21 protein-coding genes are annotated in these 22171 nt (G+C 74.4%); 12 read left to right on the top strand and 9 right to left on the bottom strand.

Annotation, left to right across the window (positions count from 1 at the left end; genetic code table 11):
- Positions 1-63: 63 nt before the first annotated feature.
- Both ACYX4T_RS04545 and ACYX4T_RS04540 read right to left on the bottom strand, forming a co-directional pair.
- A complete protein-coding gene (locus ACYX4T_RS04545) occupies positions 64-2025 on the bottom strand; it encodes an acetoacetate--CoA ligase (RefSeq protein WP_476013391.1) in 1962 nt (653 codons plus the stop codon).
- A 109-nt stretch (positions 2026-2134) separates the two neighbouring features.
- Positions 2135-2698, bottom strand: coding sequence for a DUF421 domain-containing protein (locus tag ACYX4T_RS04540; protein WP_476013390.1), 564 nt, complete (start codon positions 2696-2698; stop codon positions 2135-2137).
- Positions 2699-2880: 182 nt separating this feature from the next.
- On the opposite strand from ACYX4T_RS04540, the gene ACYX4T_RS04535 reads away from it, so the two are divergent.
- Positions 2881-3294: an SRPBCC family protein gene (locus tag ACYX4T_RS04535; RefSeq protein WP_476013389.1), complete on the top strand. Its 414-nt coding sequence runs from the start codon at positions 2881-2883 to the stop codon at positions 3292-3294.
- Between the two features lie 3 nt (positions 3295-3297).
- On the opposite strand, the gene ACYX4T_RS04530 is transcribed toward ACYX4T_RS04535, so the two are convergent.
- Entirely contained in the window at positions 3298-4317 is a 1020-nt protein-coding gene (locus ACYX4T_RS04530; protein ID WP_476013388.1) for a carbon-nitrogen hydrolase family protein, read from the bottom strand.
- A 120-nt stretch (positions 4318-4437) separates the two neighbouring features.
- On the bottom strand, positions 4438-5361 hold the full coding sequence (locus tag ACYX4T_RS04525) for an AraC family transcriptional regulator (protein WP_476013387.1): 924 nt from the start codon (positions 5359-5361) through the stop codon (positions 4438-4440).
- Between the two features lie 94 nt (positions 5362-5455).
- Between ACYX4T_RS04525 and ACYX4T_RS04520 the strand changes: the two genes are divergently transcribed.
- Positions 5456-5872, top strand: coding sequence for an acyl-CoA thioesterase (locus tag ACYX4T_RS04520; protein WP_476013386.1), 417 nt, complete (start codon positions 5456-5458; stop codon positions 5870-5872).
- A 66-nt stretch (positions 5873-5938) separates the two neighbouring features.
- Positions 5939-6775, top strand: a complete 837-nt coding sequence (locus ACYX4T_RS04515) for a PaaX family transcriptional regulator (RefSeq protein ID WP_476013385.1) — start codon at positions 5939-5941, stop codon at positions 6773-6775.
- Between the two features lie 17 nt (positions 6776-6792).
- Here the strand turns inward: ACYX4T_RS04515 and ACYX4T_RS04510 are convergent, their stop codons facing one another.
- The gene (locus ACYX4T_RS04510; protein ID WP_476013384.1) at positions 6793-7182 is read right to left on the bottom strand and encodes a RidA family protein; all 390 of its coding nucleotides are present in this window, start codon (positions 7180-7182) and stop codon (positions 6793-6795) included.
- 95 nt (positions 7183-7277) lie between these two features.
- Between ACYX4T_RS04510 and ACYX4T_RS04505 the strand changes: the two genes are divergently transcribed.
- Genes ACYX4T_RS04505 through ACYX4T_RS04495 form a run of 3 tightly spaced genes read left to right on the top strand, consistent with a single transcriptional unit; the run spans position 7278 to position 11156 of the window.
- Positions 7278-8639, top strand: a complete 1362-nt coding sequence (locus tag ACYX4T_RS04505; RefSeq protein ID WP_476013383.1) for a phenylacetate--CoA ligase family protein — start codon at positions 7278-7280, stop codon at positions 8637-8639.
- Positions 8636-8839 (top strand): hypothetical protein, encoded by a 204-nt coding sequence (locus ACYX4T_RS04500; RefSeq protein ID WP_476013382.1) that lies wholly within the window; start codon positions 8636-8638, stop codon positions 8837-8839. The genes ACYX4T_RS04505 and ACYX4T_RS04500 overlap by 4 nt, the downstream gene beginning before the upstream one ends.
- A 1-nt stretch (position 8840) precedes the next feature.
- Positions 8841-11156 carry a bifunctional salicylyl-CoA 5-hydroxylase/oxidoreductase gene (locus ACYX4T_RS04495; protein WP_476013381.1) on the top strand — a complete coding sequence of 772 codons (2316 nt, stop codon included), beginning with the start codon at positions 8841-8843 and terminating at the stop codon, positions 11154-11156.
- Between the two features lie 15 nt (positions 11157-11171).
- On the opposite strand, the gene ACYX4T_RS04490 is transcribed toward ACYX4T_RS04495, so the two are convergent.
- Together ACYX4T_RS04490 and ACYX4T_RS04485 are read right to left on the bottom strand one after the other, a co-directional pair.
- Positions 11172-12845, bottom strand: coding sequence for a thiamine pyrophosphate-binding protein (locus ACYX4T_RS04490; RefSeq protein WP_476013380.1), 1674 nt, complete (start codon positions 12843-12845; stop codon positions 11172-11174).
- Positions 12842-13615, bottom strand: coding sequence for a cyclase family protein (locus tag ACYX4T_RS04485; RefSeq protein ID WP_476013379.1), 774 nt, complete (start codon positions 13613-13615; stop codon positions 12842-12844). Before ACYX4T_RS04485 ends, ACYX4T_RS04490 begins: the two co-directional genes overlap by 4 nt.
- A gap of 108 nt (positions 13616-13723) precedes the next feature.
- On the opposite strand from ACYX4T_RS04485, the gene ACYX4T_RS04480 reads away from it, so the two are divergent.
- The 6 genes from ACYX4T_RS04480 to ACYX4T_RS04455 all read left to right on the top strand — a co-directional run bounded on the left by ACYX4T_RS04480 (position 13724) and on the right by ACYX4T_RS04455 (position 19437).
- The gene (locus tag ACYX4T_RS04480) at positions 13724-14812 is read left to right on the top strand and encodes an LLM class flavin-dependent oxidoreductase (RefSeq protein WP_476013378.1); all 1089 of its coding nucleotides are present in this window, start codon (positions 13724-13726) and stop codon (positions 14810-14812) included.
- On the top strand, positions 14809-15606 hold the full coding sequence (locus ACYX4T_RS04475; protein ID WP_476013377.1) for an IclR family transcriptional regulator: 798 nt from the start codon (positions 14809-14811) through the stop codon (positions 15604-15606). Before ACYX4T_RS04480 ends, ACYX4T_RS04475 begins: the two co-directional genes overlap by 4 nt.
- A gap of 188 nt (positions 15607-15794) precedes the next feature.
- A complete protein-coding gene (locus tag ACYX4T_RS04470) occupies positions 15795-17162 on the top strand; it encodes an MFS transporter (RefSeq protein ID WP_476013376.1) in 1368 nt (455 codons plus the stop codon).
- Positions 17159-18223, top strand: a complete 1065-nt coding sequence (locus ACYX4T_RS04465) for a Rieske 2Fe-2S domain-containing protein (RefSeq protein WP_476013375.1) — start codon at positions 17159-17161, stop codon at positions 18221-18223. The genes ACYX4T_RS04470 and ACYX4T_RS04465 overlap by 4 nt, the downstream gene beginning before the upstream one ends.
- The gene (locus ACYX4T_RS04460; RefSeq protein WP_476013374.1) at positions 18220-18459 is read left to right on the top strand and encodes a hypothetical protein; all 240 of its coding nucleotides are present in this window, start codon (positions 18220-18222) and stop codon (positions 18457-18459) included. Before ACYX4T_RS04465 ends, ACYX4T_RS04460 begins: the two co-directional genes overlap by 4 nt.
- Positions 18460-18468: 9 nt before the next feature.
- Entirely contained in the window at positions 18469-19437 is a 969-nt protein-coding gene (locus tag ACYX4T_RS04455) for a PDR/VanB family oxidoreductase (protein WP_476013373.1), read from the top strand.
- 4 nt (positions 19438-19441) lie between these two features.
- On the opposite strand, the gene ACYX4T_RS04450 is transcribed toward ACYX4T_RS04455, so the two are convergent.
- Complete coding sequence (locus tag ACYX4T_RS04450) at positions 19442-20692, bottom strand: serine/threonine-protein kinase (RefSeq protein ID WP_476013372.1); 1251 nt, start codon at positions 20690-20692, stop codon at positions 19442-19444.
- A gap of 267 nt (positions 20693-20959) precedes the next feature.
- Positions 20960-22168 carry an FAD-dependent monooxygenase gene (locus ACYX4T_RS04445; protein ID WP_476013371.1) on the bottom strand — a complete coding sequence of 403 codons (1209 nt, stop codon included), beginning with the start codon at positions 22166-22168 and terminating at the stop codon, positions 20960-20962.
- Positions 22169-22171: the final 3 nt, after the last annotated feature.

The following is a 22171-nucleotide window of genomic DNA, read 5'->3' as shown; positions in this document are numbered from 1 at the left end:
ACGCGAACGTGCCGGCGAGGTCGAGGACCAGGGCGGCGGTGGAGGCGGCGGTCGCGGGGGTGGTCAGCCCGAACGCTCCTGCGCGAACCGCGCGTACCAGCGCAGCGCCTCCGGGTCGTCGACCGACGAGAGGTTCGCGGCCTTCTCCAGCGACCGCCCCGAGAGCAGCCTCTTGATCGGGACCTCGAGCCGCTTGCCCGTCAGCGTGTGCGGCACGGCCGGCGCGGCGAGGATCTCGTCGGGCACGTGTCGGGGCGTCAGGCGCGACCGCAGCGTCGACACGATCTTCTCCCGGAGCGCGTCATCCACCTCGTGGCCCAGCGCCGGCACGACGAACAGCCCCAGCCAGTAGCCGCCGTCGGGCAGGTCGACCCCGACGACCAGCGTCTCGGTGATCTCCTCCATCGTCTCGAGCACGTCGTAGAAGTCGCTGCTGCCCAGCCGCACGCCGCCGCGGTTGAGCGTCGAGTCGGACCGGCCGTGGATCGAGACACTGCCGTCGCCGTGCATCGTCACCCAGTCGCCGTGACGCCAGACGCCGGGCCAGGTGTCGAAGTAGGACTCGGTGTAGCGCACCGCCTCGGGGTCGTTCCACAGGTACACCGGCATCGACGGCATCGGCTGGGTGATGACGAGCTCCCCCACCTCGTCGACGACGGGCCGGCCCTCGTCGTCCCACGCGGCGGCGTCGACCCCGGCGATCGGGCCGCCGATGCGTCCCACCTGCACCGGGGCGTACTCGTTGGCGCCGACGAACGAGCCGGAGACGTCGGTGCCGCCGCTGGTCGAGTCGATGCGGATGTGGGGGCCGACGTGCTCGGACAGCCAGTGGTAGCCGTCCGGGGGCAGCGCCGAGCCGCTGAGCATGACGTGGCGCAGCCGGCCCAGGTCGTGCTCCCGGCGCGGTGAGACCCCGGTGTTCGCCGTCGCGGTGACGACCCCGGCGCCCATGAGCACGACGTCGGCGCCGGTCCGGGCGGCGACCTCCCACACCGCGCCGGGCGGGTGGTTGGGCGCGCCCTCGTAGAGCACGATGCTCGCGCCCTGGGTCATGGCGCAGAGCTCGATGTTCCAGAGCGCCCAGCCCGTCGAGGTGTAGGTGAACATCCGCTCGCCCTCGCGGAAGCCGCCGTAGAGCCCCGACCACAGCAGGCCCTGCAGGGTGATCCCGCCGTGCCCGTGCACCAGTCCCTTGGGCAGCCCGGTGGTGCCGGAGGTGAACAGCACCCACAGCGGGTGCGAGAACTCGACCTGCTCGAACTCGAGCTCTTCGTCGTGGGCCAGCAGGTCGGCCCACGGCGTCGTGCCCTCGGGGTCCGGCCAGTCGAACACGTACGGGACGTGGACGACGTGCTGGACCGTCGGCAGGTTCTCGCGCAACCGGGCGACGACCTCGCCGCGGTCGACGACCTTGCCGTTCCAGTGGTAGCCGTCGGCGGCGACGAGCACGGTCGGCTCGAGCTGCGCGAGACGGCCCGTGGTGCCCTCGGCGCCGAAGTCGGGCGAGCAGCAGGCCCACACCGCGCCGACCGCCGCCGTGGCCAGGCAGGCGACGAGTGCGTGCTCGGTGTTCGGCAGGTAGGCCCCCACCCGGTCGCCGGGCCGCACCCCCGCCCGGCGCAGCCAGCCGGCCGCCGCGGCTACCGCGCGGCGCAGCTCGCCCCACGTCGTCTCGCGGGCGGGCGCCACGCCCTCCTGGACGGCGAGGAGCGCGACGTCGTCGTCGGCGCCGCGGCGGAGCATGTGCTGCGCCCAGTTCAGCCGCGCGCCGGGGAACCAGCGGGTGTGCGGCATCGGATCCTCGGTGCGCACCTGCGTCCACGGGGTGGAGAACGCGACCCCGTAGTAGTCGACGATCGAGAGCCAGAACCGGTCGAGGTCCTCGACCGACCAGCGCCAGAGGGCGTCGTGGTCGGGGAACGGACGTCCCTCGCGCTCCTCGAGCCAGTCGAGGTAGGCGCGCAGCGGGGAGCTCGCGATGCGGTCCGCCGTGGGGCGCCAGAGCGTCTCGGTCGTCTGCGTCATCGCCACCGCCTCGTCGCGCCGGGTCTCCCCGTGAAGATAGAGGAACGGGCCACCGCAGCCACCTCCCCGGCGATCACGTCGCGGGTTCGCGGGCCAGGACTCGCCCCGGTCAGGATCCGGAGGGCGTCGTCCCACTCGCGGTCCCGCTCGCGGTCCCGCCCGCGGCGCGCAGGGCGGCCGCGACGGGCTGCACGTCGACGGGCTGGTCCCACGGGACCACCGAGAACGCACCCTTGTTCTCGTAGATCAGGTAGCGAACGTCGACCTCTCGCGCGACCCCGTGCGCGCGCAGCACCCCGTGCAGGTCGTCGAGCGTCAGTCCGGAGCGGCGCAGCTCCCTCTCCTGCAGACGGCCGTCGGCGATGAGCAGCAGGAGCGGCTGGTCGACCAACGCCGCCACCGGCCGGTGGCGTCGCAGCCGGGCCACGGCGCGGTGGGCGACCAGGATCGACACCAGCGCGACCACGCCCACCAGGAACGCCGTGTTCGACGCGGTGGCGGTGCGGCCGACGACGGCACCGACGCTGACGACGGCCACGAAGTCGAACGGCGCGAGCTGGGCGAAGGTGCGTCGCTCCCCGAACCGGAACCCGATCACCGCCACCAGGAACAGCAGCACCGCCTTGACCGCGGTCTGCCAGAGGTCGGTCCCCTGTCCGACGAACCAGCTCATGCGCGCACTCCCTCCGTCCGACGCCTCGACCCCCGGGTGGGGAGCGTGCGTCCGCCCCGGCTACCCGTGCCCTCGGGGCAGCCACGCGGAGCCGGTGCCCGGTGCCACCGCGACGACCGGCCGGCACGGACCGCTCGGCGCACCGGGTGGTGATGGCGACGGTGCGCGGTTACCCGCGCTCCATGGCCGATTTCACGGGCACCACCACCGTCGACGCCGCCGACGACGTCCTGTTCGCCTACCTCTCCGACGTGCACAACCTCCCGCAGTACTTCGCGCGCATGACCTCCGCCGAGCCCGGTGAGGGCAACGAGGTCCGCACCACCGCCGCGCTCCCCGACGGCTCGCAGGTCGAGGGGCGGGCGTGGTTCGAGGTCACCGAGGACACCCGCCACCTCGCCTGGGGCTCCGAGGGCGAGAACGGCTACCACGGCTACCTCGACGTCCGGGCGGTCGGCGACGACCGCAGCGAGGTCGAGGTGCACATCCACACCGAGCGGGTCACCGAGGACACCGACGGCAGCATCCAGGCCGGCGTCGACGAGACGCTCGCCGCGATCAAGCAGCTCGTCGAGCGGGCCGGCGCGCTCGACTGAGCCTCACGGGGTCTCGGCCGGGACCGCCTCCCGGCCGAGTTCCTCGGCGTCGACGAAGCGCGGCAGCGACGGGGCCGCCTGCTCGACGACGACGCTGTTCGACGTGCGGTTGATGAGCAGGCGCATGACGTCGGGCCGCGAGTAGTGGCCCACGGGGTCGGCGGCGGACTTGGCGATCGAGATCAGGGAGAAGTCGAGGTCGGCGACGACCAGCCCCTCCTCGGTCTCGGCCAGGTCCTCGCCCAGCGGCGTGCCCTCCGGGCCGAAGACGCGGGCGAAGCCGCCACCCTGCAGCAGCAGCTGTCGCTTGGTCTCCGTGTCGCAGTACAGGTCGTGCGCGGCCTGCCCGACCACCGAGCACGGGGCGACGACGAAGGTCTGCCCCTCCACGGCGTAGACGAGGCTGGCGGCGTTGTTGACCTCCGGCCCGAGCGCCCGCGCCCCACCCCGGTAGACCGAGAAGCTCGGCCACGCGGCGACGTGGATCTGCTCGCCGAGGCTGTACATCGCGTACTTCGTCAGCGGCTGGAAGTGCTCCCAGCAGTTCAGCGCGCCGAGGCGGCCGAGCGGGGTCTCGTGGACCTGGATGTCGCTCCCGTCGCCCTCGCCGAACACCGAGCGCTCGACGTGGGTCGGCTTGAGCTTGCGGCGCACGCTGACGACCCGGCCGGTGTCGCTGATGAACGCCTGCGCCATGTAGACGCTGCCGCCGGCGCGCTCGCTGAAGCCGAGGACCACCCAGACGCGGTGTTCGGCGGCGGCCGCGGCGATGCGTGCCATGTGCTCGCCGTCGCGGGTCATCGAGTGCTGGTGGTAGCGGTGCACGTACTGCATGCCCGACGCGGGCGCGTCGAGCCAGATCCACCAGGGGTAGCCGGGGATGAAGGTCTCGCCGAAGCCGACGAGCGCCGCGCCCTGCGCGGCCGCGTCGGCGATGTACCCGACGACCTGCTCCACGCCGGCGTCGATGTCGAGCCACCGGGGCTCGGCCTGGACGGCGGCCACCCGCACCACGTCCGTCATCGCGTTCCCTCTCGTCGGACCGCCCGGTGACCTCCCCACCCGACGTCGTCGGAGGCATCGTGCGCCGACGCCCGCGTCACCGGCTGCCGTCGCGTGCCGGACGGGATGACGATCCGTGCCTCAGCGGCGCGCCCGGTAGGCCGCCGGCGTCGTCCCGGTCTCGGCGCGGAAGGTGCGGTGGAGCTGGGTCTCGCCGGCGAACCCGCTCCGCCGCGCGACGACGGGCAGGGGCAGCGAGGGCGAGCCGCGCAGGAGCGCCCGGGCTCGGCGGACGCGCTCGCGGCGCAGCAGGCCGGCGACCGTCTCCCCCTCGGTCGCGAGCACCCGGTAGAGCGTGCGGCGCGAGACCCGGCAGGCGGCGGCGATCGCGTCGACGCCGACGTCCGGGTCGGTCGCCGCGCGCGCCACGACGCGGTGGACACGTTCGCGCAGCGCGGCACCCGGCTCCTCGGTCGCGGCGCCGGCGGCGAGCCCGAGGGCGAAGTCGAGCAGCCCGAGGGCGTGGGGCACGAGGCCCGGGTCGACGGTCCGCTGCTGCGCGAGCCCGACGAAGAAGTCGGCGACGAGCCGTCCCGGCCCGTCCGCGGGCAGCGCCACGGCGGTCGCGCCGTCGGTCCGGCGCCGGGTCAGTGCGGCCGTGGGCACCTGGACGACGAGCTGGCGGAACGGGTCGTCGAAGCGCAGCGTGTAGGGGCGGGTGCTGTCGTAGAACGCCATCGACCCGGCCGACAGCACGGCGCGGCGGTCCCCCTGGGTCACCGCACCGTGCCCGTCGAGCTGGATGCTCGCCAGCACGTAGTCCTCGTGGCCCTGCCGGATCAGCCCCGGCGTGCGGTCCACCTGCTGGGGCCCGGCCGCGACGAGGGACAGCGCGAGGTCGTCGGCCTCCGCGTGCTCGATCCGCCCCGCGAACGGGCCCGGTGCCACCGGACGGGCGGCGAGCTGGACGAACGCCTCGCAGATGACGTCGCGCCAGTAGGCGAACGCGTCGTCCTGGTCGACGGCGGCCGTGGACCACGCGGCGGGCGCCGGGGTCGCTCCCATACCTCCGGCATCGAAGCGCGCCCCGCACGGTGTGTCCACCGCCCGCCCACGACACCGGGGTTTGCGCTCCCCGCGCCGCGGGCGACCTCGCCCCATGGCCGACGACTACGGGCACTGGCAGGACGTCACCACCCGCTGGAACGACAACGACCAGTACGGGCACCTCAACAACGTGGTGCACCACGCGATCATGGACACGGTCGTCAACCGCTGGCTGATCGAGACCGGCTGTCTCGACCCGCACGGGGGCGACACGGTCGGCCTCGTCATCGAGGTGCGCTGCGAGTACAAGGCGCAGGCCGGGTTCCCCGACGTCGTGTCGGTCGGCCTGCGGGTCGGCGAGCTCGGCGACTCCAGCGTGCGGTTCGAGGTCGGCATGTACCGCGGCGACGGCGAGCTGTTCTTCACCGGTGACTTCGTGCACGCGTTCGTCGACCGCGAGACGGAGAAGACGGTACCGATCGAGGGTCACCGTCGGGCGGCACTGGAGAGCTTGCAGCGCACGGCATGAGGAGGACCTGCTGGCAGGGTCCGACCATCGACGAGGGTCGCGGGGTCGGGCGCCTACGGTGGGCGCGTGAGCACGGCGGCGGTGCGCGAGGTCGAGAGCCCGGCCGCCACGCCTCGCGCCCTCATCGTCTCCCTGTTCGGGCTCTACGCCCGCGACCTGGGTGGATGGCTGTCGGTCGCGACGATCGTGCGGCTCATGGCCGACCTCGGGGTGGACGAGCAGGCCACCCGGTCCGCGGTCTTCCGCCTCAAGAGGCGCGGCTGGCTGGACGCCGAGAAGGAGGGCCGGACCGCCGGCTACCGCGCCTCGGCGGAGGCCCTGGCGATCCTCGCCGAGGGCGACGAGCGGATCTTCGGCCGGCGCCGGGCGACCGCCGACGACGGCTGGCTGCTGGTCGTCTTCTCGGTGCCCGAGTCGGAGCGGGACCAGCGCCACCGGCTGCGGACGACGCTGGCCCGGCTCGGGCTCGGCACGGTCGGTCCGGGTACGTGGGTGGCGCCCGGTCACCTCGACCGGGCCGTGCTCGGCGCGCTCGACCGCGGCGGGCTGCGCCAGTTCACCGACGTCTTCCGCGCCGACCACCTGTCGTCGGCGCCGCCGCGCGACACGGTCGCCGCCTGGTGGGACCTCGAGGCCCTGCAGGCGACCTACGCCGAGTACCTGCGCCGGTTCTCCGCCGTCGCCGACCACGAGCCCGACGAACCCGACGGGCCCCGGGCCTTCGCCGACTACGTCCGGGCCGTCACCGCCTGGCGCCGCCTGCCCTACCTCGATCCCGGCCTGCCGCTCGAGGCGCTGCCCGAGGACTGGATCGGCCTGCGCGCCGAGGCGCTGTTCGCGCGGTTCCGCGCGCACCTGGCCGCGCCGGCCGCCGCGCACGTCCGGGCGGTCGTGCGGGGCTGACGCTCACCGGCTGACGCTCACACCGCCGCGACGGCCTGGATCTCCACCAGCGCCTCCGGCTGCCAGAGCCCCGTGACGCCCACGCCGGTCATCGCGGGGTAGTCGCGCCCCACGAGCTCCTTCCACACGGCGCCGATCTCCTTGCCGTGCGCCTGGTAGTCGGGGATGTCGGTGAGGTAGATCGTCACCGACAGGAACCGCGTCGGGTCTCCCCCGGCCTCGCGCAGCGCCGTGACCACGTTCGACAGCGCCCGGCGGAACTGCTCGACGATGCCGCCCGGGACGATCCGCCCGTCGCCGTCGAGGGCCGTCTGCCCCGAGAGCCAGACGAGGTCGCCGTGGCGCACGGCGTGGGTGAACCCGCGGGGCCTCGCGAGGGACGCCGGGTTGACGAGGGAGATGCTCACGGGGCCCTCCTGGGGTCTCCTGGTGTGGATCGTTGACGACCGTACCGAGAACGCAACACACTTTCCCGGTCGCCGACGACGCACGGAGGCCTGCCGTGAGCGACCAGCCCTACTGGAACCCGAAGACCGAGACCCTGCCGCGGGAAGAGCTGCGCGAGCTCCAGATGGTCAAGCTCCGCCGCACGGTCGCCTGGGCCAAGGCCCGCAGCCCGCACTACGCCCGGACGCTCGCGGACGTCGACCCGGAGCGGCTGCGCACCTGGGACGACGTGGCGCGGCTCCCGTTCCTCACCCGCGAGGAGTGGATGGCGAGCCAGGACGCGACCCCGCCCTACGGCCGGCTGCCCGTCACCGGGCCGGAGAACGCCATCCGGGTGCACACCACCAGCGGCACCTCGGGGCACACGCCGCTGCGCGCCCTCGACTCGCGCAAGGACTGGTCGTGGGCGGCGGAGATGTGGTGCTACGCCCTGTGGGGCGCGGGGGTCCGGCCGCACGACGTCGGCTACGTCGCGTTCGGCTACGGCAGCTTCATCGGCTTCTGGGGCCTGCACGGCGGCCTCGAGAAGCTCGGCGCGCTGACCGTCCCCGGCGGCGCCCGGACCACGCCGCACCGCGTGCAGCAGATCGTCGACTTCGGCGCCACCGTCGTCGCCTCCACCCCGACCTACGCGCTGCGCCTGGCCCAGGAGGCCGAGGCACGGGGGATCGACCTGCCCTCCGGACCGGTCCACACGCTGATCCTCTCCGGTGAGCCCGCCGGGTCGATCCCGGAGACCAAGGCGCTCATCGAGCGGGCGTGGGGCGCCACGGCGATCGACACCGCCGGCATGACCGAGGTGTCGACGATCGTCATGTTCGAGCCCGCCAACCAGCCCGGCGGCTGCCACGTGATCGAGGACCACTTCATCGAGGAGGTCATCGACCCGGCCACCGGCCGCGAGGTGCCCTACGGCGAGCGCGGCGAGCGGGTCTGCACCTCGTTCGGCCGGTCGACCACACCGCTGCTGCGCTACCGGACCGCCGACCTCGTCGTGAAGGTGCCGGCGGCAACGGCCGGCAACGGGCGCACGTTCGACCTGTACCGGGGCGGGATCGTCGGCCGGGTCGACGACATGAAGCTCGTCCGCGGCACGAACGTCTACCCGGGCGCGGTCGAGGCGATCATCCGCGGGTTCGACGGGATCGTGGAGTTCCAGATTCGGCTCGAGCACGTCGACGGGCGCGACGAGGTGATCCTCCTCGTCGAGTGCTCCCCGACGGTCGGCGACGGCGGGTGGCAGCGCCTGTGCGCCGACCTCGTCCGCGAGCTCGCCGACGCCCACGAGGGGCTGCGGTTCCTCGTGCGCCGCGCCGCCACCGACGAGCTGCCGCGCTTCGAGCTCAAGGCCAAGCGCCTCACCGACCTGCGCGCCGAGCAGCAGCGCGCGGCCCTCACGGTCCAGGAGACGGTATGAGCACCGACCTGCTCGGACGCGAGCTGACGCCCACCGAGACCCAGCTGCTGGACGCCTACGACGCCCTGCGCGCCCTCGCCGCCGACGACGACCTCGCCCCCTGCGCGGCCGCCGGCGTGCGCGCCGCACTCGCGCCGCTGGCCGTCGTCGTCACCGACCTCGGCCTGCGCTTCGAGCACCTCCTCGACGACGGGGTCTGACATGGGCACCGCACACCGCATCGCGAGCATCGGGGGCGGGCCGGGCGGGCTGTTCACCGCCATCCTCGCCAAGGCCTCGCACCCCGAGCGCGAGATCACCGTCTACGAGCGCAACGCCGCCGACGACACCTTCGGCTTCGGCGTCGTGTTCTCCGAGGAGACCCTGCAGAACATTGCCCACGCCGACCCGACCTCGATCGAGCGCATCCAGGCGGAGTTCCGCCACTGGTCGGCGATCGACGTCGACTTCCTCGGCACCGTCGAGCGCTCCGACGGCCACGCCTTCGCCGCGCTCGAGCGCAAGCGGCTGCTGCAAATCCTCGGCGAGCGCGCCGCCGAGCTCGGCGTCGACGTGCGCTACTCCACCGAGGCGCCGCCGCTCGGCGAGCTGTGCCGGGAGCACGACCTCGTCCTCGCCGCGGACGGGCTGAACAGCCGCACCCGGGAGACGCTCGCCGACGCGTTCGTGCCCTTGCGGGAAGGCCGCACGGCGAAGTACGCCTGGTTCGCCACCGAGCGGCCCTTCGACTGCTTCACCTTCCTCATCGTGCAGACGCGGTTCGGCCTGTTCTGGGCGCACATCTACCCCTTCGACGAGCAGCGCTCCACCTTCATCGTCGAGACCGACGAGGCCACCTGGCTCCGCGCGGGCCTCGACGTGCACACGGCGGTCGAGCGCCGGCCCGGGGAGAACGACGAGGCCTCGATGCGGTTCTGCGAGGAGATCTTCGCCGAGCACCTGCAGGGGTACGGCCTCATCGGCAACAACTCGGGCTGGCTGTCGTTCACGGTGATGCGCAACGAGCACTGGGCGGCGGGGAGGGTCGTCCTGGTCGGCGACGCCGCGCACACCGCCCACTTCTCCATCGGCTCGGGCACCAAGCTCGCCCTCGAGGATGCGATCGCGCTGGCCGGCGCGCTCGACCGCGAGAACGATGTCGACGCCGCGCTCAAGGCCTACGCCGAGGAGCGCCGGCCGCTGGTCGCGTCCCTGCAGCGCTCGGCACAGACGAGCCTGGAGTGGTTCGAGGGCCTCGCCCGCTACCGCCACCTCGCGCCGCCGCAGTTCGTCTTCCAGCTGCTCACCCGCTCGCAGCGCGTCACCTACGACAACCTGCGGCTGCGCGACGCCGCGTACGTCGGGCGACTCGATCGGTGGCTCGCCGAGCAGACCCGCGCGCAGGGCCTCGAGGTCGCCGACGGCACCCCGCCGATGTTCCACCCCTTCCGGCTGCGCGGGCGCACGTTCGGCAACCGCATCGTCGTCTCCCCCATGGCCCAGTACTCGGCGGTCGACGGGGTCCCCACCGACTGGCACCTCGTCCACCTCGGCTCCCGCGCGGTCGGCGGCGCCGGGCTCGTGATGACCGAGATGACGTGCGTGACCCCGCAGGGCCGCATCACCCACGGCTGCCCGGGGCTGTGGAACGACGAGCAGACCCGGGCGTGGCGGCGCATCGTCGACTTCGTCCACCGCGAGACCCCCGCGCTCATCGGCGCCCAGATCGGCCACTCCGGGCGCAAGGGCTCGACGAAGGTCATGTGGGAGGGCATGGACGACCCGCTGCCCGACGACGAGGCGTGGGAGGTCATCGCTCCCTCGCCGATCCCCTACCGATCGGACTCGCCGGTGCCGCGGGAGATGACGCACGCGGACATCGAGGCCGTCGTCGCCGCGCACGTCGACACCGCGCGCCGGGCCGCCGAGGCCGGCTTCGACCTGCTCGAGCTGCACTACGCCCACGGCTACCTCGTCTCGTCGTTCCTCTCGCCGCTGTCGAACCGGCGGACCGACCGCTACGGCGGGTCGCTCGAGAACCGGGCACGCCTGGGCCTGGAGATCCTCGACGCGGTCCGGGTGGTGTGGCCGGAGGACCGGCCGATCAGCGTGCGGATCTCCGCGACCGACTGGGTGGACGGCCTGGAGGGAGTCGGGCCGGGCTTCACCGGCGACGACGCGGTCGCGCTCGCCCCGATGCTCGCCGCGCACGGCGCCGACGTCGTCGACGTCTCCACCGGCCAGACCTCCACCGACGCCGACCCGCAGTACGGGCGGCTCTACCAGACCCCGTTCGCCGACCGGATCCGTCAGGAGACCGGCGTCCCGACCATCACCGTCGGCGCCGTCGCCTCGGTGGAGGACGCCAACACGATCGTCGCCTCCGGCCGCGCGGACCTGTGCGCCATCGCCCGCCCGCACCTGGTCGACCCGTACTGGACGTGGAACGCCGCGCTCGACCAGGACTTCCGCGGGGTGCCGGTCGCGAAGCAGTACCGCTCCGGGCTCTCGGCGCGCCGACGGGAACAGACGCCGTGACCCGCTCTCCCCGACTCAGTGCCCCTTGAACGCCTCGGCCAGCCACCACGACGGGCCGTCGGCGGTGACCTTCGCGTCCAGCAGCAGCGGCCGGTCCCGCGGGCCGTCGAGCCAGGTGCGCACGGCCGCGAGGTCGGCGGTCGAGCGCACGACGGCCGCGTCGCACCCGTGGCCGCGGGCGATGGCGGCGATGTCGGTGTCGGGGAACCGGACGGTGGCGTGGTCGCCGTCGGCGAAGTGGTGGAACTCCGCGCCGTAGCCGGCGTCGTCGTACACGACGATCACGATCCCGAGCCGGAGCCGCGCCGCGGTCTCCAGCTCGCTGATGCCCATGAGGAACCCGCCGTCGCCGCAGGCGGCGACCGGGAGACGGTCGGGACGCGCGAGCGCCGCGCCGATCCCGGTGGCCAGGCCGAGGCCGATGGACTGGAAGCCCTGGGTGAAGCAGAACCCGGCCTCGTCGGGGACCCGCAGGTAGGCCGCGGGGTGGCCCATGAAGTTGCCGGAGTCGACGGCGACGGTGCGCTCGAGCGGCAGCAGCTCGTCGAGCGCGGCCGACAGCACGCCCGGGTCGATCCGCTCCGACCCGGGTGTCCCGGGTCCGGGGGCGCGCCGGGCGTCGGTGCGGATCCGCTCCCCGACCTCGGGACGGCGGTAGCCGGCGGTCTTCCCGCAGGCGTCGAGCACGTCGGCGGCCGTGGCGGCCACGTCGCCGAGCACCCCGAGCGCGACCGGCCGGTTCGCCCCGAGCGCCTCGGCGGTGTCGTCGACCTGGACGAGGGTGGCGCCGGCGGTGAGCTCCCCGTGCCGCGTGGTCCACATCGTCAGCGACGCGCCCCACGCGACGATCAGGTCGGCGCCGGTGATGAGCTCGGCGGCCAGCGAGGTGGAGAACCCGCCGGAGATGCCCAGCGACCACGGCGAGCCGGTGAACAGGCCGTGGGCGACGGCGCTGGTCGCGAGCAGGGCGCCGCAGCGGTCGGCCAGCGCCTCGAGCTCGGCGCGAGCGCCGCGCGCCCCGCGTCCGGCGACGAAGACCGGGCGGGCCGCGCCGTCGAGCAGCGCGGCGAGCTCGGCGACCGCGGCCGGGTGGGGGCGGGGCGGGCGCCAGGTGGTGCGTGCCCGGGCCGGCCCGTCGATCGCGGGCGCGGCCTGCACGTCGAGCGGCAGGTTCAGCACCACGGTGCGGCGCTGGTCGCGGCAGAGGCCGTAGGCCCGGACGACGTCGGCGGCCGCCGAGGCCGGCGAGTGCACCCGCTCGGGGATCGCCCCGACCGCGCGGACCAGCGCGTCCTGGTCGATGCGGAAGTTGTTCCGGACCTGGGGCCCGGGGGTGTCGGCGGCGAGGACGAGCAGGGGCGTCCGCGACTTCGCGGCCTCCCCGATCCCGGTGACCGCGTTCGTCAGCCCGCAGCCCTGGTGCACCGACAGCACGCCCACCTCGCCCGACGTGCGGGCGTAGGCGTCGGCCATCGTCGCGGCCCCGCCCTCGTGCCGGGCCGCCGTGTAGGAGACCCCACCCGCGCGCAGGGCGTTGGTGACGTGGAAGTTGCCGCTGCCGACGACGCCGAACGCGTGGCCGACCCCGAGCTGCGCCAGCAGGGTCCCGACCTGGTCGGCGACGGTGCCACCCCCCGTCGCTGCGCTCGCCCCGGTGCCACCCCCCGTCGCTGCGCTCGCCCCGGTCACCGCTCCACCAGCGCGAGCACCCGCGCCGGCGACCCGGACCCGCCGACGATCGGCAGCGGGCAGACCACGACCACCGCACCGGTCGCCGGCAGGGCGCCGAGGTTGCGCAGGCTGGTCAGACCCCACTTGTGCGCGCCCATGAGGAAGTGGTGGCAGGAGAACGGCGGGTCGAACCCGCCCGCGGCGCCGGCGTCGGTCCCCACCGTCTCGACCCCGAACCCGGCCACGGGCGACGACTCGGCGATCCACCGCGCGCACGCCGCCGACACCCCGGGGGTGTGGGGGCCGGCGTCGTCGGCGTTGACGAACTCCTCCTGCGTGCCGCCCCGGGCCTCCCACCCGGTGCGGTAGAGCAGCCACCCGCCCTCGGGCAGCGGGCCGTGCTCGGCCTGCCAGGCCTCGATGTGGTCGACCTCGAGCAGGAAGTCCGGATCCTTCTCGACCTCGGCGGTCATGTCGATCACCGCGGCCGGCGCGACCATCGTCGTCGTCGGGAGCTGCGAGACGTCGGCGCCGTCGCGCCCGGTGACCCAGTGGTTGGGGGCGTCGACGTGGGTGCCGGTGTGCTCGCCGGTGCGGATGTCGTTCCAGTACCAGGCCGGCCCGCGGTCGTCGTAGCGCGAGAGCTCCTCGAGCCGGAACCGCGAGGTGTTCGCGAACGGCGGCGGCAGCTCCAGGATCGGGGTGGACTCCTGCAGCGGTGTGGTGAGGTCGACGACCTCGACGGCGCCGGAGCGCATCGCGTCGGCGACGGCGGTCAGGACGGACATGCGCGACTCCTCCGTGATCAGTGTCCGACGAGCATGGCCCGTCCGGGCCGGTGCGCGCACCATCCCGGTGACGACGACCGACCCCGGCGCCCGACGAGAGGGACGACCATGCCGCTGACGCGCGACCCCGGCCACTTCCTGCTCGGCCTGTTCTCCCCGAACTGCTCGTCGGGGCTCGCGGTCACCACGGTCCCCGAACGCTGGTCGGGGAGCTGGGAGGACAACCTCGCGCTCGCCCGCATCGCCGACGAGGCGGGGATCGACTTCCTCCTGCCCATCGCCCGCTTCATCGGCTACGGCGGCGAGACCAACTTTCACGAGGGCGTGCTCGAGCCCGTCCCGTGGGCCGCCGGCCTGCTCGCCCACACGCGGCGCATCCACGTCTTCTCGACGGTGCACACCGCGTTCAACCACCCCGTGGTGACGGCGAAGCAGCTCGCCACCGTCGACCGGATCGGCGGCGGGCGCGCCGGCATCAACATCGTCGCGGGCTGGAACAAGCCCGAGTACGACGCGATGGGGGTGGACCTGCCGACCGACCACGACGCCCGCTACGCCCGCGCCCAGGAGTGGTGGGACGTCGTGCGCCGGATCTGGACGCAGCCGGGCCGCTTCGACCACCACGGCGAGTACTTCCACCTGCGCGGGGTCGAGGGCATGCCCAAGCCGGTGCACGGGACGCTGCCGGTGCTCAACGCCGGGTCCTCCGGGCAGGGCCGCGACTTCGCCGCCCGCAACGCCGACTTCGCCTTCACCGTCGTCGCGGGTCCGGAGGACGGCGCGGGGGTCGTGGAGGCGGTGACGACGGCGGCCCGCGAGCGCTACGCCCGAGCGATGGGCGTGCTCACCCTGGGCCACGTCGTGTGCCGCCCGACGCGCGACGAGGCCCGGGACGCGCTGCACCACTACGCCGAGGAAGGCGCCGACGGGGAGGCCGTCGACAACCTCATGGCCCTGCAGGGCCTGCACGCCCGGTCGTTCACCCCCGAGATGCTCGCGACCTTCCGGCACCGGTTCGCGGCCGGTCACGGCAGCGTCCCGCTCGTCGGCACGCCCGACGACGTCGCCGCCGAGATCGCGCGGTACGCGGCGGCGGGGTTCTCCGGCATGACCCTCGCCTTCCTCGACTACGCCGCCGAGCTGCCCGGGTTCGCCGACGAGGTGCTCCCCCGCCTCGAGCGCCTCGGGGTGCGATGAGCACGGCGGGGGACGGCGCGGGAGGGCACCCGGCCCGGGGACGCCCGGCGGGGCCGACCGGCCCGGCGATCCGGCGCGCGTTCGACCTGCTCGACCTGTTCACCACCGCCCGGCCCCGCCTGACGCTGAGCCAGCTCGCCCGCCACGGCGACGTCCCGCTGTCCACCGCGCACCGGCTGGTCGCCGAGCTCGTGCGGTGGGGCGCCCTGGAGCGCGACGCGGACGGCAGCTACCACATCGGCCTGCGGCTCTGGGAGCTCGGCGCGCTCGCGCCCCGCGGGCAGGGCCTGCGGGAGATCGCCCTGCCGTTCCTCGAGGACCTCTCGCAGATCAGCCGGGAGAACGTGCAGCTCGCCGTGCGCGAGGGCGCCGAGCTGGTGTTCGTCGAGCGCATCGCCGGCACCGGAGCCGTCCCCGTCCACACCCGCGTCGGTGGGCGCTTCGCGCTCACGGCGACCGGCGTGGGCCTCGTGCTGCTCGCCCACGCCCCCACCGAGATCCAGGACGACGTCCTCAGCGGGCGCATCGAGCGCTACACCGACCACACGGTCACCGACCCCGCGCGACTGCGCCGGATGCTGGCGGACGTCCGCACCAACGGCTTCTCCATCAGCGACCGGCAGGTGACCACGGACTCGCTGTCCGTCGGCGCCCCGGTCCACGACCACCTCGGCCAGGTCGTCGCCGCGGTCTCGCTCGTCGTCCGCCACGGCGCGGCGTCCCCGCACGCCCTCGCGCCCCTGGTGCGCACCAGTGCGCGGGCGATCAGCCACGCCCTCGCCCGGCGACGCTGAACTTCCATATCTCGGAAGTCTCGTTCAGCACTCCCACCCCGGCACCGCATCCTCGGAGCACCCCGCCGGGACGACGTCCTCCCCGGCAGCGGCCCACCACCACCGTGTCGGGCCGCCGACGACCCCTGCAGACAACGGAGTGCTGCCGTGCCTGTCCCCTCCTGCCCCGAGCACCGGACCGACCGCCGATGAGCGCGCCGATCAAGGACCTCATCGACGACCGACCGATGTCCCGCTTCCAGTGGGGCGCGGTCGTGGTCTGCGTCCTGCTCAACGTCCTCGACGGCTTCGACGTGCTGGTCATGGCCTTCACCGGCAAGTCGGTGTCCGCCGAGTGGGGCCTGTCCGGGGCCCAGCTCGGCCTGCTGCTCTCCGCCGGCCTCGTCGGCATGGCCGCCGGGTCGATGTTCGTCGCGCCGTGGGCCGACCGGATCGGCCGGCGCCCGATGGTGCTCGGCTGCCTCGCCGTCGCGAGCGCCGCGATGATCCTGTCCTCGGTCAGCCAGGGCCCGGTGCAGCTCGGCCTGCTGCGCGTCCTGACCGGCCTGGGCATCGGCGGCATCCTCGCCACCAGCAACGTCATCGCCGCCGAGTACGCCTCGAACCGCTGGCGCGGCCTGGCCGTGAGCCTCAACTCGACGGGCTACGCCCTCGGCGCGACCCTCGGCGGCCTGCTCGCGACGCTGCTCATCGGCGGGCTCGGCTGGCGCTCGGTGTTCCTCGTCGGCGGTCTCGCCACCGCGGCCGCGATCCCGCTGGTGTGGTGGCGGCTGCCCGAGTCGCTCGACTTCCTCGTCACCCGCCGCCCCGCGGGCGCCCTCGAGCGGATCAACGCGCTGGTGCGGCGGATGGGCCACCCCGTCCTCGACGCGCTGCCCGACCGCCCGACCGCGCCGGCGGGCATCGGCGCCGGCTACCGCGAGCTGCTGACCCCGCGCCTGCGCCGGACCACGCTCGTGCTCTGGGTCGTCTTCTTCTGCGTCATGGCCGGCTTCTACTTCGTCACGAGCTGGACGCCGACCCTGCTCACCGAGGCCGGGCTCTCCCCGACCGCCGGCATCGCGGGCGGCACCCTGCTCAACGTCGGCGGGATCTTCGGCGCCGCCCTCCTCGGGCTGCTGGCGGCCCGGTTCGCGCTGCGCAACGTGCTCGCGACCTACCTCGTCGCCACCGGCGTCCTGCTCGCCGTGTTCATCGGCGCGACCTCGAGCCTCACGCTCGCCTTCGTCGTCGCCGCGGTGATCGGCGTCTTCGTCAACGGCTGCGTCGCCGGCCTCTACGCCCTGACGCCGACCGTCTACGAGGCGGCGGTGCGCACCACCGGCGTCGGCACCGGGCTCGCCATCGGCCGCGCCGGCGCCATCCTCGCGCCCACCCTCGCCGGCACCCTGCTCGACGGCGGCTGGACCCCGCAGTACCTCTACGTCCTCTTCGGCGCGGTCTTCGTCCTCGCCGCCGCGATGCTCTTCGTCCTCCGCCTCCGCCCCGCCGGACCGTCCGCGGCACGGCACACGGAGCAGCCCACCACCGTCCGAGCCGAGGGAGCGTCCTCGTGAGCACCATCCCGCGCAACCAGTGGTACGTCGCCGCCTACGGGGCGGAGATCAGCAACGAGCTCTTCGCCCGCACCATCTGCGACGAGCCGATCCTCTTCTGGCGGACCGCGCAGGGCACCGTCGTGGCCCACGCCGACCGCTGCGTCCACCGCCGCTTCCCGCTCTCCCAGGCGCCGTCGCGGCTGGTCGACGACACGGTGATCTGTGGCTACCACGGCTTCACCTACGGTGCGGACGGCCGCTGCGTCGCCGTGCCCGGGCAGACGAAGGTGCCGCGCACCGCCCGGCTCGCGGCGTACCCGGTCGTCGAGGTCGACTCGCTGATCTGGGTCTGGATCGGCGACCCGGCGCTGGCCGACGAGAGCCGCATCCCGCGCGCAACGTACCTCGACGCGCCCGGCTGGACCACGGTGCGCGGCCTGGAGCCGCTGGCGGCCCGATTCTCGCTGCTCGTCGACAACCTGCTCGACCTGTCGCACGAGACCTACCTGCACGGCGGCTACATCGGCACCCCCGAGGTCGCGTCCACCCCGATCACGACCGAGGTCGACGACGACGCCGGCGCCGTCTACGTCTCGCGGCACATGGACGACGCGGAGTGCCCGCCGTTCTACCGCGAGTCGACGGGGCTGGCGGGGCGGATCGCGCGCTGGCAGGACATCGAGTACACCCCGCCGTGCCTCTACAAGCTGCACTCGCGGATCGCGCCGGTCGGCTCGGTGCCGAACCCGGACGGCACCGACCCGGACGCGTTCCACGTCGAGGTCGTCTACGCGATCACGCCGGAGACCGAGCACTCGACGCACGACTTCTGGATGGTCGCCCGCGACTTCGCCCTCGACGACGAGGGCGTCTCCGCCTTCCTCGCCGAGAACAACCGCACCGTGGTGCTGCAGGACGTCGAGGCGCTGGACGTCCTCGAGAAGGTCATCGCGACCGAGCCCGCGGGCTACCAGGAGCTGTCGATCAACATCGACACCGGCGGCCTGGCCGCACGCCGGATGCTCGCGCGGATGGTCGGCGAGGCCCCGCGCAACGCCCCCGCGGCCCCGGTCCGGTGAGCATCCCCGAGGCCCCGCCGGTGCTGCGCGGCGAGCGGGTCCAGCGCGTGCACTGGGTGCTGGGCACCGACCAGCTGCGCGCCGTGTGCCACTGCGGCGCCGAGCGGCTCTTCGACGACCCCATCGAGCTGTGGGAGTGGCTGCTCGGCCACCCGGTCGACCACGAGCCGGCCCCCGCCGAGCCCACCGCTCCCCCGCCCCGCACCCCCCGCGAGCCGGCGACCGTGCCGGCCTGAGGAGCAACCATGACCACGACGACCGACCGCGAGCTGCGGCTCGTGCTGGACGAGAAGGAGACGCTGGCCGACGGCGTCGTCGCCCTCACGTGGCGCAGCGCCGACGGCTCCGAGCTGCCGCCCTGGGAGCCGGGCGCGCACCTCGACCTCGTCCTCACCGACGAGATCACCCGCCAGTACTCGCTGTGCGGCGACCCGGCGGAGCGCTCGGTCCTGCAGGTCGCCGTGCTGCGCGAGCAGGACGGGCGCGGCGGGTCCGCCCACGTGCACGACACCCTCCGCGAGGGCGACGTCGTGACCGCGCGCGGGCCCCGCAACCACTTCGCCCTCGTCCCGGCCGAGCGCTACGTGTTCGTCGCCGGCGGCATCGGGATCACCCCGCTGCTGCCCATGATCGAGCAGGTCGCCGCCGCGGGTGCGGACTGGCGTCTCGTCTACGGCGGGCGCACCCGCGGGTCGATGGCGTTCCTCGACCGCCTCGAGGAGCGCCACCCCGACCGCGTGGCGATCCGGCCGATGGACGAGGTCGGGCTGCTCGACCTGCCCGAGGCCCTGGGCGAGCCCGGGGCGACCGTCGAGCAGGTCGCGGTCTACTGCTGCGGGCCGGAGCCGCTGCTCGCGGCGGTCGAGGAGGAGTGCGCGCGGTGGCCCGCGGGGGCGCTGCACGTCGAGCGCTTCGCCCCGAAGGAGGGCGCCGACGACGGGCCGCGCGCGGCGTTCGAGGTCGAGCTCGCCGCGTCCGGGACCGTGCTGACGGTGCCGGCCGACCGCTCGGTGCTCGAGGTCGTCGAGGAGTCCGGGGTGCCGGTGCTGTCCTCCTGCCAGGAGGGCACCTGCGGCACCTGCGAGACGACCGTCCTCGACGGCGTCCCCGACCACCGCGACTCGCTGCTCACGCCCGAGGAGCGCGCAGCGAACGACACGATGATGATCTGCGTGTCGCGGTCCTGCTCCGGGCGCCTCGTGCTCGACCTCTGACGGGTCAGGTGGTCGGCGCGTCCGGCTCGTCGTCCGGCTCGTCGTCCGGCTCGTCGGAGGTGGCGTTCTCCGCGAGCTGGTCGTCGGGGTCCGACGAGGTCTCCCTCTCGGCGGGCTCGGCACCGGCCCCGCCGCCCGTCACGCGGGCGAAGGTCAGCATCGTCTGCTCGTCGTCCGTCGAGGGATCCGGGCTCGGCTCCTCCGTCACCTGGCCGTCGGGCCCTTCCCGGTCGCCGGCGTTGGTGGGTGCGGGCTCCTCGTCGCCATGCGCGGCGTCCGACACGCCCGCCCCCGTCGTGGGGGCGGCGGCCGGCGGCTCCGGGCTCCCGGCGGGCCGGGCGCGTGCCACCGACTCGGCGGGCTCCGCCGCGGCGACGGTCCCGGTCGGGGCCCCGGCCTCCGCGACCGGGGCGGCCGGCGCCTCCACGACCTCGGCCTCGTCGAGCACCGCCGGCGAGGCGGGCGCGGCCCGCGTCCCGGGCACCTCCGGGACCGTCTCCGAGACCGTCTCCGGGATCACCTCCGAGACCGTCTCCGGGACCGCCTCCGACACCGAGGCCGCGAGGACGACGGTCGGGGTGTCGACCCCGCCCGATCCCCGCGCCGCGAGCTCCGCCGGCGACGGGCCGTCGTCGGCGCCCGGGACGTCCTGGCCGAGGGCGAGACGCAGGACCCTCGCCTCGACCGGGTCCCCGAGGACGTTGCGTCCCGAATCCAGCGCCCGCAGCATCTCCTGCGCGGCCCGCAGCTGTGGCCAGCCGTTCGCCAGCGCGGACTCCGACCCGGGCGTGGAGCGCAGCGTGGTCATGGTGGTGCGCAGCGCGTCCCGGTGGAGCAGCAGCGCGGTCCGGCGCTCGAGCAGGTCCACCACCGCGCCGGGCGGCGATCCGGCACGGCGGGCAGGGGGCGAGGCGTCCCACCGGCGCCGGACGTCGTCCACGCGGCGGACCTCGACGTCGAGCGAGGCCAGGACGGGGGTGGCCTCGTGCGTCCACGCCGAGCTGCGGGCGAGCAGCGAGTCGGCGTCGTCCGCCGTCCCGGGCAGGGCCTCGGGCGGCCCGGCCGACCGCGTCTGCACGACGACCCCGCCGGCGAGGGCCGCGGCGGCGAGGGCACCGGCGACCACGACGCGGCTCGGCACCACGCGCGCGCGGCCCGCACCACGCGGTCCGGAGCGTCGAGCGGCGCGGTCGATGCTGTCCGGCAGGTAGCCGCGCCAGCCCGGCATCTCGTGTCGACCCTGGTGACTCGGCATGCCCTCGACGGACCTCCCCCTGATCGCGCGCCGGGGCCACCCTCCCCGCCCCCGGCCCGCACAGGGAAGCCCCGACGCCGAATCCCGGGACTATTTTCGACAGATCACAGAATGATTAAGGCGATCGCGCGAACGAGGCTCGGCGTTCGGCTGTGGACACGCAGCGGTCGCCGCGACGGTCCGGGCGCAGAGCGGTGTCGGCCCGATCGGGGGTCGGTCTCCCGGCCTCCCCACCCCGGCCTCCCCACCCCGGCCTCCCCACCCCGGTCACCCCTCGCCCAGCGCCGGGTAGCGACGGATCGCGATCGACTCGTGCAGCCCGAGATCCCCGCCGAGGGCGACCAGCCGGCGGCCCACCGCCCGGGGCAGGCGGGTGACGAGCGCGGTGCCGGTGGTGAGGGCCCACACGCCGGCCCTGCTGCCCGGGACGAGCCGACGGGCCATCGTGGTGGCGAACTCCCGGCTGCGGTGGACGTACTCAACCATGGCCGCCTCGTACGCCGGGTACGCGACCGTGGTGTCACCGCCGGCCTCGGCGACCTCGCCGGCGAGGGTGTGGGCACCGACGACGGCGAGGCTGGTGCTGCCCCCGACCGCGGGTCCGGGGCAGTAGCCGGCGTCCCCGACGAGCGCGACGCGGCCGCGGGACCAGGTGTCCAGCTCGAGCTGGGTGATGGCGTCGAAGTAGAACGCCGCGCTGCGGTCGACCTCGTCGAGGAGGTCGGGCACCGGGTCGCCGAGGTCGCCGAACGCCTCGCGCAGCAGCTGCTTCTGGCGCTCGACGTCGTGGTGCTCGACGGCGAGCTCCGCGGGCGGGCGGAACAGGAAGAACGCGCGCGCGTCCGGGGTGTGGCGCGCGCCGTAGACCCCCACCATGCGGTCTACCCCGAGCACCGTGGTCATCAGCCCCGGGGGTCGCCGATCGGCCGGGATCGTCGCGACCGCGATGTAGCCGCCGAGCCAGCGCGAGTACCCGGCCTCCGGACCGAACACGATCCCGCGCACGCCGGAGTGCAGGCCGTCGGCGCCGATCACCGCGTCGAAGCGGCGCGCGGGCGCCCGCTCGAAGGTCACGACGCCGTCGTCGGCGATCGCCGTGATCCGGTCGCCGAACACGTACTCCACGTCGTGCCGGGTGGCGTCGTGGAGGATCTCGCCGAGATCGTCGCGCATGATCTCGACGTGGCGGTCCGACAGCGCACCCATGAGGCGGGTCAGGTCGATCGTGACCTCGCGGGACGAGCCCTCGCGCCGGACGGTCATCCGCTCGGTGCCCGTCGCGCGGTCGCGGACCGCGTCCCGCAGACCCATCCGCTCGACGACCTCCATGGCGGGGGTGAACAGGTCGACGGCGTGGCCCCCGGTGCGGCGCAGGTGCGGCGACCGCTCCACCACGGTGACCGCGTGACCCGCCCGCCGGAGCCAGTAGGCCGTCACCGGGCCGGCCACGCTCGCGCCCGAGATCACGACGTCCACGGC

This window comes from Actinomycetospora sp. ABD4_176 (assembly GCF_056311855.1).
This window is presented reverse-complemented; position numbering and strand designations above follow the sequence as displayed.

Coding starts and splice junctions, on each gene's coding strand:
- ACYX4T_RS04545 (WP_476013391.1), bottom strand. CDS start 2,025: ATGACGCAGACGACCGAGACGCTCTGGCGCCCCACGGCGGACCGCATC.
- ACYX4T_RS04540 (WP_476013390.1), bottom strand. CDS start 2,698: ATGAGCTGGTTCGTCGGACAGGGGACCGACCTCTGGCAGACCGCGGTC.
- ACYX4T_RS04535 (WP_476013389.1), top strand. CDS start 2,881: ATGGCCGATTTCACGGGCACCACCACCGTCGACGCCGCCGACGACGTC.
- ACYX4T_RS04530 (WP_476013388.1), bottom strand. CDS start 4,317: ATGACGGACGTGGTGCGGGTGGCCGCCGTCCAGGCCGAGCCCCGGTGG.
- ACYX4T_RS04525 (WP_476013387.1), bottom strand. CDS start 5,361: ATGGGAGCGACCCCGGCGCCCGCCGCGTGGTCCACGGCCGCCGTCGAC.
- ACYX4T_RS04520 (WP_476013386.1), top strand. CDS start 5,456: ATGGCCGACGACTACGGGCACTGGCAGGACGTCACCACCCGCTGGAAC.
- ACYX4T_RS04500 (WP_476013382.1), top strand. CDS start 8,636: ATGAGCACCGACCTGCTCGGACGCGAGCTGACGCCCACCGAGACCCAG.
- ACYX4T_RS04495 (WP_476013381.1), top strand. CDS start 8,841: ATGGGCACCGCACACCGCATCGCGAGCATCGGGGGCGGGCCGGGCGGG.
- ACYX4T_RS04485 (WP_476013379.1), bottom strand. CDS start 13,615: ATGTCCGTCCTGACCGCCGTCGCCGACGCGATGCGCTCCGGCGCCGTC.
- ACYX4T_RS04480 (WP_476013378.1), top strand. CDS start 13,724: ATGCCGCTGACGCGCGACCCCGGCCACTTCCTGCTCGGCCTGTTCTCC.
- ACYX4T_RS04475 (WP_476013377.1), top strand. CDS start 14,809: ATGAGCACGGCGGGGGACGGCGCGGGAGGGCACCCGGCCCGGGGACGC.
- ACYX4T_RS04470 (WP_476013376.1), top strand. CDS start 15,795: ATGAGCGCGCCGATCAAGGACCTCATCGACGACCGACCGATGTCCCGC.
- ACYX4T_RS04455 (WP_476013373.1), top strand. CDS start 18,469: ATGACCACGACGACCGACCGCGAGCTGCGGCTCGTGCTGGACGAGAAG.
- ACYX4T_RS04450 (WP_476013372.1), bottom strand. CDS start 20,692: ATGCCGAGTCACCAGGGTCGACACGAGATGCCGGGCTGGCGCGGCTAC.